Here is a 14,922-nt window from a genome sequence, read left to right as displayed (position 1 = left end):
CAATCCTTCCGCCCAACCAACCCGGCCAGCGCCGCCGCACCCACGGCGGTGATGATTCAACCAGCCATCTGCACCGGCATCCGCGCCCAATAGCCGATGGCCCCCCAAATTCCCCGATCCTTTGACGGTGCGGTCGAACTCCATTGCCCAAAACAACGCGACCAGTTTTCGCCTGAGCAATTAGTTTTTTTCAGCTTTGGACCAAGGGCGCTTTTTCTTCACATCGGCCAAACTCTGTCGCCAAATCTCCGCCATCTGTCCCCAAATCCCTCACACACCACACCACACCCCTACCCTAGCCATACGCTTTCCATACGCAATCCATACGGTTTCCAGCCCGGGTTTTGCGGCGCCCCGCAACAAACCCTTTCCGGCGCTCAAAGCTGCCGCTATGAGGAGCCATGTCCCAGAACCCGCCGAATCTGCGCCCCGACCTTGCCCCCAAAGCCACCCTGCCGTCCGACCGACGCGCGGGCCAGCCCTCGATCGGGATGGTCTCGCTCGGCTGTCCCAAGGCGCTGGTGGACTCTGAACGTATCCTCACCCGGCTGCGCGCCGAGGGCTACGGAATCTCCGCCGATTACGCCGGCGCCGATGCGGTGATCGTCAACACCTGCGGCTTTCTGGATAGTGCCAAGGCCGAAAGCCTTGAGGCAATAGGCGAGGCGCTGGCCGAAAATGGTCGTGTGATTGTAACGGGTTGCTTGGGGGCAGAGCCAGATTACATCCGCGAACATCATCCCCGCATCCTCGCCGTGACCGGCCCGCATCAGTATGAACAGGTGCTGGACGCCGTGCATCTGGCCGTGCCGCCGTCGCCCGATCCCTTCATTGATCTGATGCCTGCGGCGGGGGTGAAGCTGACCCCGCGCCACTACAGCTACCTCAAGATTTCCGAGGGCTGTAACCACAAATGCAAGTTCTGCATCATCCCCGACATGCGTGGACGTCTGCAATCCCGCCCCCAGCGCGCCGTCCTGCGCGAGGCGGAAAAGCTGGTCGAATCAGGGGTGAAAGAGCTGCTGGTCATCTCTCAGGACACCTCCGCCTACGGCACCGACTGGAAAGACCGCGATTCCAAAGCCCCCATCCTCGACCTCACCCGCGAACTCGGCCAGCTGGGCGCCTGGGTGCGGATGCATTATGTCTATCCTTATCCGCATGTTAGGGATCTTATCCCGCTGATGGCAGCGCAGTCTTCCTCGGGCGGTCGTGTGCTTCCCTATCTCGATATTCCGTTCCAGCACGCCCATCCTGACACGCTCAAACGCATGGCCCGCCCCGCCGCCGCTGCCCGCACGCTGGACGAAATCGCTGCATGGCGCGATGTCTGCCCCGATATCACCCTGCGCTCGACCTTTATCGTCGGCTATCCAGGTGAAACCGAAGACGAATTTCAGACGCTGCTCGACTGGATGGATGAGGCGCAGCTGGATCGTGTCGGCTGTTTCCAGTACGAAAACGTCGCCGGTGCGCGGTCGAACGCCCTGCAGGATCATGTGCCGGACGAGGTCAAGCAGGATCGCTGGGACCGCTTCATGGCCAAGGCGCAGGCCATTTCCGAGGCCAAGCTTGAGGCCAAGGTTGGCACCCGCCAGCAGGTGATTGTCGATCTGGTCGAAGATGACGCCGCGACCTGCCGCACCATGGCAGATGCGCCCGAAATCGATGGCAACCTGTTCATCGATACGGGCCATGAAGGCCTGAAACCCGGGGATATCGTGACGGTCGATGTGGATGAAGCCGGCGAATACGACCTCTGGGGCCGCCTCGTCTGATCCATCTCCTGTTCTGAACAGCACCCGCGAAGCCGGAGTGGCAGAGGCAACCTTGGGGTCTTGCCAAGCCACCTTGTGCGCGGCAAGAGGGCGCCATGGCAAAGCTCTATTTTCACTATTCCACAATGAATGCGGGAAAATCTACCCTGCTGTTGCAGGCCGCGCATAATTACGAGGAACGCGGCATGATGCCCTTTCTGCTGACCGCCGCTGTGGACAGCCGGGCAGGGCAGGGGCGCATCGGCTCACGCATCGGCCTTGGCCGCGACGCTGAAACCTTTGCCCCGGACACCGAGCTTTTTGCCCGGCTCAAGGAAGCCTCGGCCCTGCAGGACATCGCCTGCATCTTTGTGGACGAGGCGCAGTTCCTCACCCCAGATCAGGTCTGGCAGCTGGCGCGCGTGGCGGATGATCTCGGCGTGCCAGTGATGTGCTACGGGCTGCGCGTGGATTTCCGGGGCGCGCTGTTTCCGGGCTCCGCGACCCTTCTGGCGCTGGCCGATGACCTGCGCGAGGTGCGCACCATCTGCCATTGCGGGCGCAAGGCGACGATGGTGGTGCGGCAGGACGAAACCGGCCATGCGCTGACCTCGGGCGCGCAGGTGCAGATCGGCGGCAATGAAACCTATGTGCCGCTCTGCCGACGCCACTGGCGTGCAGCGGTGGGCGAAGAGGCCTGAGAACAGGGCGTTTCGGGACATACATGTATCACGTGTTCACGGCCTTTCGCCTGCGGCGCAACCGCGAAACGTGATCCATCGTGTTTCAAGGTTCCCCGTGACGCGCCAAGGCGTTACTTCGCCGTCACCTGCTCCACCGGCAGACCGGAATCGCGCCAGGCGCTGAACCCACCGCCCAGATGCGAAACCTTGTCCAGCCCCATATCCTGCGCCGTCTTGGCCGACAGGGCCGACCGCCAGCCACTGGCGCAATAGAACACGAACTGCACATCCTCGGCAAAGATCGGCTTGTGATAGGGCGATTCCGGGTCGATCCAGAATTCCAGCATGCCGCGCGGGCAGTGAAAGGCACCCGGGATCCGTCCTTCACGCTCCAGCTCGCGCCGGTCGCGCAGATCGATGAACCGCACATCCGCCGCACCATGCCGCGCCTTCGCCTCTTCCGCCCGCAGCGTCACAATCTCGGTCTCTGCCGCCGCGACCATATCCTTTACGCGCAATGTCATGCCACATCCTTTCGTTCCAACAGGACAGAGCCGACGGAATAGCCGGCCCCGAATGAGCAGATAAGCCCCAGATCGCCGTCCACCAGATCCTCGCAATATTTGGAAAAGGCGATGATCGACCCGGCGGACGAGGTATTGGCGTAATCCTGCAGGATGTTGGGCTGCTCGCCCGGGCCAGGGTCGCGCCCCAGCACCTTGCGCCCGATGAAATCGTTCATCGACTTGTTGGCCTGATGCAGCCAGAGGCGGCGCAGCTGATCCGCGCCGACGCTCTCGGCCTCTAGGTGCCCGGCGATATGGGCCGACACCATTGGCAGCACTTCCTTGAACACCTTGCGGCCATTCTGCATGAACTGCATGTCGCGCCGGTCGTTGGTCCCATCGGGCCGCGTGCGACGCAGAAAGCCGTTGTTGTTGCGGATGTTGTTGGAAAACTGCGTCGCGCAGCGGGTCGAGCGCACCACAAAATGCGCGCCCTGCGCCTCCTCTGCCCGCTCGATCACCAGCGCCGTGCAGACATCGCCAAAGATGAAATGACAGTCCCTGTCGCGCCACTCCAGATGGCCGGAACAGATCTCGGGGCAGACGACCAGCGCACAGCGCACCGATCCCGCCCGCACCATATCTGCCGCCGCCTGAATGCCAAAGGTGGCCGAAGAGCAGGCCACGTTCATGTCAAACCCAAAGCCGCCCGCGCCCAGCAGCTGCTGGATCTCGATCGCGATCGCCGGATAGGCACGTTCGTGGTTCGACGCGGCACAGATCACCAGATCAACATCGGCGCCCGGTCGCCCCGCCGCTGTCAGCGCCTTGCCACAGGCCTCAAGCGCCATTTCCGCCATGATCCCCGGTTCGTCATCACTGCGCTGGCGCAGGCGGGGATACATCCGGTCCGGGTCCAGCACCCCGTCCTTGTCCATGACGAACCGCTGCTCAATCCCGCTGGCGGACAGGATGAACTCAGAACTTGACGGCCCCTTGGCGCGCAGCGCACCGGCGGCAATCGCCTCGGCGTTTTCGGCATTGTAGCGCGCCACATAGGCGTTGAACGCGACCACGAGTTCATCATTGGTGATCACCTGTTCAGGGGTGTACACACCCGATCCGGTGATGGCTGGCTGATACATCGTCTCTCCTCCGTCGCCGCGACCACAGCGCACCCGCAGTCACGGGTCAAGCACGACGTGACACGACCCGCGCCAGTCCCCGGCTTCTTCTCTTTCCAAATACGCAAAATCCGCCCGCCGCCACGGGCGAAACGTCAGAAGTCAGTGCATCCGCCCGCCTAGGGGCACATCCTGATCCGGGCTCAGCAGCACCACGGCGCCCTCGGCGTCGGGCACGCCCAGCACCAGAACCTCGGACCTCACCGGCCCGATCTGGCGCGGGGGAAAGTTCACCACCGCCATCACCCGTTTGCCGACCAGCGACTCGGGCGTGTAATGCACCGTCACGTGGGCCGAGGTCTTGCGCTCCCCGATCTCGGGGCCAAAGTCGATCCACATCTTGATCGCGGGCTTGCGCGCCTCGGGAAACGGCTCTGCCCGGACGATCTGACCGACCCGGATATCGACCTTCAGAAAATCATCAAAGGAGATCTCAGCCATTGGCCAGCTCCTTGGACCGTGCTGCGGCCGCACGCACAACCGCCTTCATCAGCGGCGGCAGGCCGGTGTCTGCGTTCATCAGCACCTCAAGCCCGGCCTGCGTCGTGCCATTGGGGCTGGTGACATTCTTGCGCAGCTGACCGGGGTCTTCGCCGCTCATGGCAAGCGCCCCGGCACCCGCCACCGTGGCGCGGGCCAGCTGCAGGGCCAGCTCGGGTGACAGACCTTCGGCCACGCCGGCGGCGGCCATGCATTCGATCATGTGAAACACATAGGCCGGGCCAGAGCCGCTGACCCCCGTCACAGCGTCCATCTGGCTTTCATCCTCAAGCCGCACAACCTCGCCCACGGCGCTCAGCAGGGCCTCGGCGGCGTCCAGATCGCCCTCGCTCACATGCGGATTGCCGATGATCGCGGTGATCCCGCGCCCGACGGCGGCAGGTGTGTTCGGCATTGCGCGGATGACCGGAGAGTGCGCGCCCAGCATCCGTTCGAAGGTTGCAATCGGAATGCCCGCAGCGACCGACAGAAACACGGTGGTGCCATTCCCCAGCGCCTGCAGCGACGGCAGCGCATCTGCCATCATCTGCGGCTTGACCGCGATCAGCACCACCGCCGGATCTTCTGGCACGCCCTCGTTCAGGCGCACGCCCTGCGCGGACAGCCAGTCGCTGGGATGGGGGTCCATGACCCAGACCAATGTTTTCGGCAATCCGCGCGCCAGCCAACCTTCGAGCATGGCCGAGCCCATCTTGCCACAGCCCAGCAGCACCAGCCCCCGCTTTGCGATCTCGCTCTCCTGCATGATATTGTCCTTCGTTTACGGTTGGTTCAAAAGCGAAAAGGATCGGTCGCCCGATCCTTTTCAACCTGCGTGCGGCAAAAGTTACGCGCGACCGTAGGCTTCTGCAATGGCGACCTGAAGCGCTTGGCGCGGCGTCTGGTCGGAATAGACCATCAGCTGAAATGCCGGGTAATACCGTTCGGCATTTGTCACTGCAGCGTTGATCAGAGTGTCGATCTGATCGGGCGCTGCGACCTGACCGCCGGACAGCACAAGACCGTAGCGATAGACCATCAGCTTTTCTTCGGCCCAATAGGTAAAGGCCCCCGTCCAGCACTGATCGTTGACCGAGTTCAGCCCCTCGTACAGGTTGCCCAGCCGTTCGGTTGGCGGCTCCATCTCAAAGGTACAGATCAGGCGCAGGGTCTCATCATAGCTGGACCAAGCGAGGGTTATGGAATAGGTGCGCCACTGTCCTTCTACGGTCATCGCAATCTGATCGTCAGCGATGCGGTCAAAGTCCCAATCGTGATGTTCGGCCAGATGCTCGACGATGTCGATCGGGTGAATGTCGTCTTCAAGATACTGCTCGGACAATGCCATGACGCCACCTTTTTGTTTGCGTAGCGCAGGGGCCTGAGAGCGTCCCAAGCGCTAGGTGCCTGCTCAAGGACCTGCGGGGATTTCCGCATTCCTTACCACATATGGTGCCTGCCAGGGGTCATATCTGTAAAGCTAAATTTCTGTGGAAAACGCAATATCTTGTGGATGAGAACGCAATAAGTTGTGTATGAATACCTTAATGGATCAACAGAAGGTAGGTGGGCGGTTTCTATTCCGGCGGACTGCTTGCCGCGCCCTTAAGCAGTGATGCCGATTCCCGCTGAAATTCGGCGTCCACTTGGGCAGGGCGGTCGAAATCGGCTTTTGCCCCCCGGCGCAGGCGCGCATACTGCGGCGAAAATCCCATTCTGGAGGGCGAGCATGGCGCGCATCGATACGCTGAAACTTGGCACATTTGTCTATACCTTCGGCTTTCATCCCGCCGCCTGGCTGCATCCCGGATCGGATGTGACCGGGGCGAACAACATCGACCATATGGTAAAGATCGCGCAGATTTCCGAGGCGGCCTGCCTTGATTTCATGTTCTTTGCCGACAGCCCCGCCGCTGCCGTCGGCCACCCAGAGGCGCTGGCCCGCCAGCCCACCAAGATGAACCGGTTTGAGCCGATCACCGCAATCACGGCGCTGTCGATGGTGACAGCGCGTATCGGATTCGTCGCCACCGCCTCGACCAGTTATTACGAACCCTATAATATTGCGCGGCTCTTTGCGTCTGCCGATCATATCTCGGGCGGGCGGATCTGCTGGAACGTGGTGACATCCGACCATGATGAGACCGGGTATAACTACAACCGTGAGGGGCTGGATGCCCATGGCGACCGCTATGATCGGGGCGAGGAGTTTCTGGATGTTGTGCTGGGTCTTTGGGATTCGTGGGAGGATGACGCGCTGCTGCTTGACCGTGAAAACGGGCTGTATCACGACAAGGGCAAGCTGCATCAGCTTGACCATATGGGGGCACATTTTCAGGTGCGCGGGCCGCTGAACATCGCCCGCACGCCGCAGGGTCGACCGGTTATCGCGCAGGCTGGCGGCTCCGAGAGGGGCAAGGAACTCGCGGCGCGCACTGCCGAGGTGGTGTTTTCGCTGGCTTCGAACATCGACAAGAACAAGGCGTTTTATGCGGATGTGAAGGGGCGGATGGCCAAGTATGGCCGCAAGCCGTCAGACCTCAAGATCATGCCGGGGATCGTGATCAACGTGGGCGAGACGCGCGAAGAGGCCGAGGCGCGCGCGCAGGAAATGGTGGATGTGATGCACCCCGAGGTCGGCTTGCTGATGCTGCAGGAGTTTCTTGAGATCGACCTGCACGGCGCGGATCTGGACAAACCCTTTCCGATGGAGCGGATGCCGACAAAGGCCAAGGGATCGGTAGCGATGTTCGAAGGGGTCAAGGAATTCGTCGAACAGGGGCACAGCTTGCGCGACCTCATCATCCATTACGCGCGCCAGCACACCGGCAACGGGCTGACCGGGTCGTACATGGAAGTCGCTGATTACATGCAGGAGTGGTTCGAGGCCGAGGCGGCGGATGGGTTCATCCTGATGTGTCCGACGCTGCCTTCCAGCCTTGAGGATTTCACCCGTCTCGTGGTGCCGGAACTACGCCGCCGTGGGCTCTTCCGCGAGGAATACGAGGGCACAACCCTGCGTGAAAACCTGGGGCTGTCCTTTCCCATCAACCGCCACGTGGCGGCACGCAACTAGGCAGAGTAAGTGCGCTTGACGCCCTGACCGCCCGTTTCGGGGACCGGATATTAACCCGTGCTGCTCTGCGCGATCAGCATGGCTCCGGGTACAGCTGGCACGCCGCCGCGCCCCCCTTTGCGGTGCTGTTTGCGCAGACGACGCAGGATGTGTCGCACGCTCTGGCAATCTGCAACGATCATGGTTTTACGGTTGTCGCCTTCGGACATGGCTCTTCGACACAGGCGGTGCAGAGTGGCCTCAGCATCGATTTGACCAACATGACCGCGATCCTGCCTGTGTCGCCCGAGGATATGGATGCCACGATCGAGGCTGGCGTGACCCGCGAGCAGCTGAACGAACATCTGCGCGACACCGGGCTCTTCCTGCCCATCGACGTGGGCGCGCATGCCAAGCTGCGCTCTTGTCATGGGGCTGACATTGGTGCTGCCGGATGGTGAGGTGATCCATGATCCACACCGGGGGCCGGGCGCGCAAGTCGTCCTAAAGACATGACCTGACTGCGCTGTTCGTCGTGGCCGAGGGCACGCTGGGCATTGTCACCGAACTGACCCTGCGCCCCGGTGGCAATAGCCTGTCGACAGATGTCTGTGTGCCGATGTCTGAACTGCCCGGGATCATCGCCGCTATTCAGGCAAAAATTACTGCCGAAGGCATCATCGCCCCCCCCTGCACGGCTATTTTGGGGGGCAGCAATTTTTACCTTATCGTGGTTTTCGATCCCGAGGATGCGCAGGAACAGTCACGGGTGAAAGCGCTGAACGCGCGGATTTTCGGCATGGCGCTGGCCTGTGGCGGCACGGCGACGGGCGAACATGCTGTGGGGCTGCGCAAGAACGCGTTAATGGAGGCCGAGCATGGCGGCGCGCTGGCGCTCATGCGACGGTTGAACCGCGCGGTCGATCCCAAGGGGATTCTGAACCCCGGCAAGATCTTTGATCTTTTGGGGCAGGCGACGGCCCATCCCGGCATCAGGCACCGCTGTTTTCCCAGATCGGAACTTGCATGACGTGCCTGTTTCTTGCGCGGGGCTGGTTGAAAGTGCCCAATGGACAGGCGTCTATCGGCGGAAACCGACTTCCCCATCGCCTGTTTTTGCTGTTCACTGCTATTTGTATACACAAAAGCCATGCGGCGTCTGCAGGGCCTCCGCGATCAGGACAATCAACAACGATGCCCCGTCAGGGGCGCACAGGGAGAATATCAATGCGCAAGCACTTTCTTGCCGCCCTCACCGGCGCGGCCCTTCTGTTTGGTACGACCATAACGGCCCAAGCCCAAGACGCGCTGGAACGCGTCATGGCGGCGGGCACGTTGAAGGTCGGCACCGAAACCGCCTTTGCCCCGTTCGACTATATCGATGCGGGCACCCACACCGGCCTCAACATGGATATCTACGATGAGATCGGCAAGGAAATGGGGGTCAAGATCGAATGGATTACCCTCGACTGGACCGGGGTTCTGCCAGGTCTTGAGGCAGGTCGCTTTGACGTTGTCGCAGGCCCTGCCACGATCACCAAGGACCGGATGGAACGCTACCGCTTCTCCAGCCCCATCGCAGAGGCGACCGTCGCCCTGCTGGTTGGCGCGAACAGCGACATTGCCGCCCCTGCGGATATTGCGGGCAAGCCGGTTGGATCGGCGACCGGCACTGCGCAGCTGGCGCAGCTGCAGGAATTCGGCGCGACGCTGGACCCGGCACCGACCGAGTATCGCGAATACGTGTCGTTCAACGAAGCCTATGCTGACCTTGCCGCTGGCCGGATCGAGGCGATGGCAAATTCCCTGCCGAACATCGCCTTTGTCGCCAGCCAGCGTCCCGAAGTATTCAAGGTCATCACCCCTGCCTTTGGCACCCCGACCTATTTCGGTTTTCCGGGCCGGATCGAGCCGGAATATTCCAGCCTGATGGACAAGATCGATGAGATCCTGCTGGCGATGAAGTCAGACGGCCGCATGGCGGAGCTGCAGAAAAAATGGTTCGGCACCACCTTTGACATGCCCGACTACGTGACCGACCCCAACATCTGATCGACCCGCGCGACGGGGCGGCCCACCCGGCCCGTCGCGCATGCATGACAGGACTCCTCACCCCATGACCTGGTATCTCTTCCAGCTGCTCTTGCAGGCGTCGCTGATGACGATCTTCGTAAGTGTCCTTTCGATTTTTGCCGGGCTGGGGTTTGCGGTTCTTCTGTCGGCTATGCGCATGTCCGGTAATCGCGTGCTGTTTGGCGGCGCGGGGCTGTTCATCTCTTTCTTCCGGGGTGTGCCCTTGCTGGTGCAGCTCCTGCTGATCTTCAACCTGCTTCCGGTGATTGGCATCACCCTGCCCAGCCTGGCCACAGCCATCATCGGCCTGTCGTTGAGCACCGCAGCCTATCAGGCTGAAAACCTGCGCGGCGGGTTTGAAGGCGTGCCCATTGGTCTGGTCGAAAGCGCCGAAATGGCCGGGTTTTCGCGCCTGCAGACATTCATCTATATCCGCACGCCCATCGCGCTGCGCATGACCTTTCCGGCGCTGGTGAACGAGGCGATCCTGATCCTCAAGGCCTCGTCCCTTGTGTCCGTAGTGGGCCTGGTCGAGTTGACCAAGATGGCGCAGAACCTTGCGGCCTCGACCTATCAGCCACTGCCGATCTTTGCCTCCGCCGGCCTCATCTATCTGGTCATCAACCTGATCGTCGCCTTTGCCGCCCGCCGGGCCGAAGACGCCCTGCCGGGGTTGCCCGCCAAATGAGCTTTGATTTCGCCGTCATTCTGGCCAAGGGGCCGCAGATCCTGTCCGGTCTGGGTGTCACCGTCCTGATCTGGCTGGCGGGCACGGCGCTGGCCGTTGCCCTTGGCTTTGTCGTGGCCACCGCGCGCCGCTTTGGCGGGCCGCTGATCAATCTTGTGCTGATGGTCCCGGTCGAGGTGCTGCGCGGCACGCCGTTTCTGATCCAGATCTTTCTGCTGTATTTCGGCGGGCCCTACATCGGCCTGCGCCTTGATCCGATAACCGCCGGTTTGCTGGGCATTTCGGTCTATGGTGCCGCTTATTATTCCGAGATTTTCCGCGCCGGATATCAGTCGGTTCCCCCGGGCCATGTGGAGGCGGCGGAATGCGTCGGCTTTTCCCGCCTGCAGACAATCCTGTTCATCCTGCTGCCGGAAATGGCGCTGCTGGTGCTGCCGCCGTCGATGAACATGGCGATCATCCTTCTGAAAGACACCGCACTTTTGTCGCTGATCACGGTGCCGGAAATGACCATGACGGTCAGCGCCATCGGGTCGCAGCAATATGCCTTTGTCGAATCCATCGTGGTGCTGGCCCTTGTCTACTGGGCCCTGGTCGAGCTTGCCAACTGGCTGGGCCGCATCACAGAACGCAAAATCGCAAAACTGAGTGTGACATGACCGACAGCGCCATCAGCATCAAGAACGTCTCCAAACAGTTCGGTGACACCGTCGTGCTGCGCGACATCAACCTTGAGGTGCCAAAGGGTCAGGTGTCTTGCCTGATCGGGCCGTCGGGGTCGGGCAAATCTACCCTGCTGCGCTGCATGGCGTTTCTGGAACAGGCCAATGCCGGAACGATCCTGATCGAGGGAGAGCCGGTAGGCTTTGTCGACGGTCCGAACGGGCGACGCCGTCAGACGGCTGCAGAGTTGCGCCGCGCACGTTCCAAGATCGGCATGGTGTTCCAGCAGTTCAATCTGTGGCCACATATGACGGCGCTGGGCAACGTGTCAGCCAGTTTGCGCCGCGTGCGCAAGATGTCCAAGGCCGAGGCCGAGGCCATAGCGATGCGCCAGCTGGAAAAGGTCGATCTTAAGGAACGCGCGCATCACTATCCCTCTCAGCTGTCCGGCGGCCAGCAGCAGCGCGTGGCGATCGCCCGCGCCCTCGCGCTCGACCCGACAATCATGCTGTTTGACGAACCGACATCGGCGCTCGATCCCGAACTGACGGGCGAGGTGCTGAACGTCATGCGCACCCTCGCGGATGAGGGTATGACCATGGTGGTGGTCACGCATGAGATCGGCTTTGCCGCCTCGGTCGGCAACAAGGTCTGTTTTCTGGATCATGGCAAGCTGCTGTTCCATGACACCCCGGAAAAGGTCTTTGCCGCTCCGCGCAATCCGCGCCTGGAGCAGTTCCTTGATACCTATCTCGACCGTGGTGCCTTTCTGGTGCAGTAGTGCCTTCCGGCAACGGCAGCCGGCTCAGTCGCGAGGAAGGACCACAGATGACACAGCCGCCAAGGCGGATCAGCCAGCATGACCGGATCACCGCGGACATCCGTCATATGATCGTGTCGGGCGACTGGGCGCCGGGGCATCAGCTGCCGGTGGAAACGGCTATGGCGGAAACCTATGGCGTGTCGCGCATGACGATGAACAAGGCACTGACGCGGCTTGCGCGCGAGGGCTATCTGATCCGTCGCAAGAAACGCGGCACCTTTGTCGCACAGCCGCGCGCGCAATCGGCAATCATGGAGATCGCGGATATCGAGGCCGAGGTCGGTTCCATGGGACAGGATTACCGCTTTACCCTGCTGTCGCGAAATTCCCGCGCGCTGAGCGGTTCCGAAGCGGCTGATATCGGTAGCGGCGCGGTCGCAGGGCAGGGCGCCTTGCAGCTGGAAGGATTGCACAGCGCCGATGGCCAGCCATTTTGTCACGAAACCCGTCTGGTGAACCCGGGTCAGGCCCCTGGCGTTCTGGAGCAGGACTTTGGTGCGACCCCGCCGGGCACATGGCTGCTGCGCCGCGTGCCGTGGAGCGAGGCAAGCCATCGCATCCGTGCGCTGAACGCAGATTCTGAAATGGCGGGCGCGCTGGCGCTGAGCGACGGTGATGCCTGTCTGGAAATTGTCCGCCGCACCCGCACGTCCGAAGGCTGGGTGACCTGGGCGCGGCTGGTTTATCCGGGCGACAGTCATCAACTGGTCGCCGCCTTTGCACCAAGGGCGCAAAGCGATCAGGGGTAAAGACGCCCCCGCGTCCTGAATTCAGGCTGTTGGCACGGGGATCTCAGAGATTTTATTTATGGCCACAAAAAGTGCCCGTCCCGTTGGAACGCAATCAGTGGGTTTGACCTCCACCAGATCAAAGGCTGCAAGGTCTCCCATCGCTTCCAGCGCGAACAGGTAGCACGCCACCGGTGCCCCCTCCCAGACCGAGGCGTCATACCCCGCTGCCGCCCGGTACGGCGCACGGGTCTGCAGGTTCAGCACCAGCGTCTCTGCGCCGTCGTGGTCACAATAACACTCGGCTTCACCGGAAAAGGCAAAGGGCGCATCCCCCGGCGTGACCTTCTGGACCTGCCCTGGCAGCCGCAGGGTGACCGTGCCGCCCTGATAGGGCGTGAACAGGCGATCCAGCCCGGGAAAATGCGAAAACGGTGCAGAGCGGGTGATAACCGCCGTGCTCACCCGCCAGTCGAGCCTGTCCCAATCGGTGCCCCCGGGGCTGGTGAGAATCACGGCCATCGTCCCGGCGCCGTTCTTCCACGGCTCGGACACGCGGTCGGCGGCGCGCCAGACCCTCATCCCAGAATCCGGGGCAAGCGCAGCCCGTTGGCGCGGGCGCATTCCACGGCCTCGGGGTACCCTGCATCCGCATGGCGCCAGACGCCCGACGCGGGGTCGTTCCACAGCACCCGTTCCAGCCGTTTCGCTGCCTCGGGGGTGCCATCGGCGCAGATCACCACGCCGGCGTGTTGCGAATAGCCCATGCCGACGCCGCCGCCGTGGTGGATCGACACCCAGGTTGCGCCGCTCGCCGTGTTCATCAGGGCATTCAGCAGGGGCCAGTCGCTGACCGCGTCGGACCCGTCGCGCATCGCTTCGGTTTCGCGGTTGGGGCTGGCGACAGAGCCTGAATCCAGATGGTCGCGTCCGATGACGACGGGCGCGGACAATTCGCCGCTCGCCACCATTTCGTTGAACTTCAGCCCCGCGCGGTGACGGTCACCCAGTCCGATCCAGCAGATGCGGGCGGGCAGCCCCTGAAAGTCGATCCTGTCGCGCGCCATATCGAGCCAGCGGTGCAGGCCTTCGTTCTCTGGGAAGAGTTCCTTCATCGCGCGGTCGGTCTTGTAGATATCTTCTGGGTCGCCGGACAGCGCGACCCAGCGGAACGGCCCGATGCCCTTGCAGAACAGCGGGCGGATATAGGCGGGCACAAAGCCGGGAAAGGCAAAGGCGTTTTCCAGCCCCTCATCCTTGGCCACCTGCCGGATGTTGTTGCCGTAATCCAGCGTCGGCACACCGGCGTTCCAGAAGCCGACCATGGCGGCGACGTGGATCTTCATCGACGCACGTGCGGCGGCATCGACCGCCTTGGGGTCGCTTTCCTGCTTTTCGCGCCATTCTGCCACGGACCAGCCTGCGGGCAGGTAGCCGCGATAAGGGTCATGGGCCGAGGTCTGGTCGGTCACAATGTCGGGGCGGCCATTGGGCAGCGCCTCACCAGCCTGCATGCGGCGCAGGATTTCGGGAAAGACGTCTGCGGCGTTGCCGATCAGGGCGACGGATTTCGCCTCACCCGCTTGGGTCCACTGGTCGATCAGCGCGAGCGCGTCGTCCAGCGTATGAACCTTTTCATCGCAGTACCGCGTGCGGATGCGGAAATCGGCCCGCGTCTCGTCACATTCTACCGCCAGACAACAGGCCCCGGCCATGACAGCGGCCAAGGGCTGCGCCCCGCCCATGCCGCCAAGCCCCCCGGTCAGAATCCACTTGCCGGTGAGGTTGCCGTCGTAATGCTGGCGCCCGGCCTCGGCAAAGGTTTCATAGGTGCCCTGCACGATGCCCTGCGCGCCGATGTAGATCCAGGACCCGGCGGTCATCTGGCCGTACATCATCAGGCCCTTTTTATCGAGTTCGTTGAAGTGGTCCCAATTGGCCCATTCCGGCACGAGGTTGGAATTCGCGATCAGCACGCGCGGCGCGTCCCGGTGGGTGCGGATGATGGCGATGGGTTTGCCCGATTGCACGATCAGGGTTTCGTCCGCTTCGAGATCCTTGAGGCTCGCCACGATGCAATCGAAATCCTCCCAAGTCCGGGCCGCGCGCCCGATACCGCCATAGACCACCAGCTCGTGCGGGTTCTCGGCCACGTCGGGGTGCAGGTTGTTCATCAGCATCCGCAGGGGCGCCTCGGTCTGCCAGCTTTTCGCGGTCAGCTCGGGGCCGGTGGGCGGGTAGATGTCGCGCAGGTTGTGGCGGGAGCCGGGCATGAGACGATC

Annotated in this window: 17 protein-coding genes; 10 read left to right on the top strand and 7 right to left on the bottom strand. The window is 62.4% G+C overall.

The genetic code is table 11. From position 1 onward, the window contains the following. The first annotated feature begins 401 nt into the window (after positions 1–401). Together rimO and P775_RS24120 are read left to right on the top strand one after the other, a co-directional pair. A complete protein-coding gene (rimO, locus tag P775_RS24125) occupies positions 402–1,778 on the top strand; it encodes a 30S ribosomal protein S12 methylthiotransferase RimO (protein ID WP_099913378.1) in 1,377 nt (458 codons plus the stop codon). A 95-nt stretch (positions 1,779–1,873) separates the two neighbouring features. Then, positions 1,874–2,458: a thymidine kinase gene (locus P775_RS24120; protein ID WP_099913377.1), complete on the top strand. Its 585-nt coding sequence runs from the start codon at positions 1,874–1,876 to the stop codon at positions 2,456–2,458. A gap of 113 nt (positions 2,459–2,571) precedes the next feature. Here P775_RS24120 and P775_RS24115 read toward each other — a convergent pair whose 3' ends face one another. The 5 genes from P775_RS24115 to P775_RS24095 form a co-directional block, all read right to left on the bottom strand. Then, positions 2,572–2,964: a rhodanese-like domain-containing protein gene (locus tag P775_RS24115; protein ID WP_099913376.1), complete on the bottom strand. Its 393-nt coding sequence runs from the start codon at positions 2,962–2,964 to the stop codon at positions 2,572–2,574. Then, positions 2,961–4,091, bottom strand: coding sequence for a beta-ketoacyl-ACP synthase III (locus P775_RS24110; protein ID WP_099913375.1), 1,131 nt, complete (start codon positions 4,089–4,091; stop codon positions 2,961–2,963). Before P775_RS24110 ends, P775_RS24115 begins: the two co-directional genes overlap by 4 nt. Positions 4,092–4,232: 141 nt before the next feature. Continuing rightward, complete coding sequence (locus tag P775_RS24105; protein ID WP_099913374.1) at positions 4,233–4,571, bottom strand: tRNA-binding protein; 339 nt, start codon at positions 4,569–4,571, stop codon at positions 4,233–4,235. Next, on the bottom strand, positions 4,564–5,376 hold the full coding sequence (gene proC, locus P775_RS24100; RefSeq protein ID WP_099913373.1) for a pyrroline-5-carboxylate reductase: 813 nt from the start codon (positions 5,374–5,376) through the stop codon (positions 4,564–4,566). Before proC ends, P775_RS24105 begins: the two co-directional genes overlap by 8 nt. An 81-nt stretch (positions 5,377–5,457) precedes the next feature. Then, positions 5,458–5,958 carry a type III secretion system chaperone family protein gene (locus tag P775_RS24095; RefSeq protein WP_099913372.1) on the bottom strand — a complete coding sequence of 167 codons (501 nt, stop codon included), beginning with the start codon at positions 5,956–5,958 and terminating at the stop codon, positions 5,458–5,460. Positions 5,959–6,339: 381 nt separating this feature from the next. On the opposite strand from P775_RS24095, the gene P775_RS24090 reads away from it, so the two are divergent. The 8 genes from P775_RS24090 (at position 6,340) to P775_RS24060 (ending at position 12,661) form a co-directional block, all read left to right on the top strand. Next, positions 6,340–7,686: an LLM class flavin-dependent oxidoreductase gene (locus tag P775_RS24090; RefSeq protein WP_099913371.1), complete on the top strand. Its 1,347-nt coding sequence runs from the start codon at positions 6,340–6,342 to the stop codon at positions 7,684–7,686. 122 nt (positions 7,687–7,808) lie between these two features. After that, positions 7,809–8,126: an FAD-binding oxidoreductase gene (locus tag P775_RS29245; protein ID WP_425439930.1), complete on the top strand. Its 318-nt coding sequence runs from the start codon at positions 7,809–7,811 to the stop codon at positions 8,124–8,126. Between the two features lie 74 nt (positions 8,127–8,200). Beyond that, on the top strand, positions 8,201–8,695 hold the full coding sequence (locus tag P775_RS29240; RefSeq protein ID WP_245875841.1) for an FAD-linked oxidase C-terminal domain-containing protein: 495 nt from the start codon (positions 8,201–8,203) through the stop codon (positions 8,693–8,695). Positions 8,696–8,892: 197 nt separating this feature from the next. Then, positions 8,893–9,717: a transporter substrate-binding domain-containing protein gene (locus P775_RS24080; RefSeq protein ID WP_099913370.1), complete on the top strand. Its 825-nt coding sequence runs from the start codon at positions 8,893–8,895 to the stop codon at positions 9,715–9,717. 64 nt (positions 9,718–9,781) lie between these two features. Then, complete coding sequence (locus P775_RS24075; protein ID WP_099913369.1) at positions 9,782–10,426, top strand: amino acid ABC transporter permease; 645 nt, start codon at positions 9,782–9,784, stop codon at positions 10,424–10,426. Then, positions 10,423–11,085: an amino acid ABC transporter permease gene (locus P775_RS24070; protein ID WP_099913368.1), complete on the top strand. Its 663-nt coding sequence runs from the start codon at positions 10,423–10,425 to the stop codon at positions 11,083–11,085. The genes P775_RS24075 and P775_RS24070 overlap by 4 nt, the downstream gene beginning before the upstream one ends. Next, the gene (locus P775_RS24065; protein WP_099913367.1) at positions 11,082–11,870 is read left to right on the top strand and encodes an amino acid ABC transporter ATP-binding protein; all 789 of its coding nucleotides are present in this window, start codon (positions 11,082–11,084) and stop codon (positions 11,868–11,870) included. The genes P775_RS24070 and P775_RS24065 overlap by 4 nt, the downstream gene beginning before the upstream one ends. Positions 11,871–11,917: 47 nt before the next feature. Next, positions 11,918–12,661, top strand: a complete 744-nt coding sequence (locus P775_RS24060; RefSeq protein WP_099913366.1) for a histidine utilization transcriptional repressor HutC — start codon at positions 11,918–11,920, stop codon at positions 12,659–12,661. Between the two features lie 21 nt (positions 12,662–12,682). On the opposite strand, the gene P775_RS24055 is transcribed toward P775_RS24060, so the two are convergent. Together P775_RS24055 and hutU are read right to left on the bottom strand one after the other, a co-directional pair. Next, positions 12,683–13,222, bottom strand: a complete 540-nt coding sequence (locus P775_RS24055) for a HutD/Ves family protein (protein ID WP_180287566.1) — start codon at positions 13,220–13,222, stop codon at positions 12,683–12,685. Then, positions 13,219–14,913: a urocanate hydratase gene (gene hutU / locus P775_RS24050; protein WP_099913364.1), complete on the bottom strand. Its 1,695-nt coding sequence runs from the start codon at positions 14,911–14,913 to the stop codon at positions 13,219–13,221. The genes P775_RS24055 and hutU overlap by 4 nt, the downstream gene beginning before the upstream one ends. Positions 14,914–14,922: the final 9 nt, after the last annotated feature.

Source organism: Puniceibacterium antarcticum (genome assembly GCF_002760615.1).
Classification (GTDB): domain Bacteria; phylum Pseudomonadota; class Alphaproteobacteria; order Rhodobacterales; family Rhodobacteraceae; genus Puniceibacterium; species Puniceibacterium antarcticum.
Note: the sequence above shows the minus strand (reverse complement) of the source record. Positions and strands in the feature narration are given on the sequence as shown.